We start from the raw sequence: 1,004 nt of genomic DNA on the forward strand, positions 1-1,004 counted from the left end.
CCACTGGAGTGCTCGCTGGGCACCAGACCCAGGTAGCCCATGAGATCGCGCGGATGGGCAAAGCGACGCATATCGCCCAACTCGGCCACTACAGCGGTGGCCGCCACCAAGTCCAGACCGCGCAGCGTCATCAGCGCGCGCACCACCGCCAGCATGCGCCAGTTCTCGATCTGCTGTGCCAGGGCTTGAGTCAGGCGCTGCACACGTGCATCGGCCTCGCTGACCGCCTGCCGGTATTCGGTAAAGGCAATATCCTGGGCCGGATGCTCGAAGCCGAGTGTGGCCAGATAGCGTTCGTGGGCCGCCGTCCACGACGTCTTGCCGGTGTAGCGACGTCCGTGGCGCAGCAGCATCGCCTTGAGTTGCTGGCGGGCCTTCAGCCGCGCCTTCACGGCATCCACCCGCGCACGACACAGATCCCGGATGGCCTCATCTTGTTCGTCGGGCACGTTCACCGTCGTCAGGTCGCCCGAACGCGCCAGCGCGGCCAGCTTCAGCGCGTCGCGTCGATCGGTCTTGACACGCTCCCCCGGCTTGCGCGCAATCAGCGAAGGCGCCACCACCTCGCAGCGGTAGTCTCTGGCCCGCAGCTCGCGCACCAGCGCGTAGCCACAGGGTCCGGCCTCATACACGATCAGCAGCGTCGAGGGCTTGCCAAGCTTGTCCAGGGCCTTGATCAGCTCGCTCAGGCGAGCACCGACCGTGCCGATAAACCGTGGAGTCTCGCGCCCGGCGTGCGCCACCGCGATTGCCGTGGACTGCGAATGGACATCCAGACCAACAAAAACCGTGCTAACTTCTTCCATGTCTGCCTCCTGTGCAAAGCTGCAGATCACACCCTCGGGTGTTCTGCATGTGGCTCGGCGCACTCGCAGTGCGCAACCCACGGTACTCCTGCAGGAGGCAGACCTTCCATCTCCCATCTACTGTCCGCCTCCTCCGAGGACGGGCCATCATGTCTATCGCTGTCTCGTCCTGACTGCGTCTCTTGCCCCGCTCCAGCG

General features: G+C 65.1%; 1 protein-coding gene. It reads right to left on the reverse strand.

Annotated features, from left to right (window positions below):
- On the reverse strand, nt 1-806 hold an 806-nt coding region (locus tag AC1DTN_RS37325; RefSeq protein WP_477925129.1), incomplete at its 3' end, for an IS110 family RNA-guided transposase.
- Between the last annotated feature and the right edge of the window lie 198 nt (nt 807-1,004).

This window comes from Rhizobium sp. 01T444 (genome assembly GCF_056398305.1).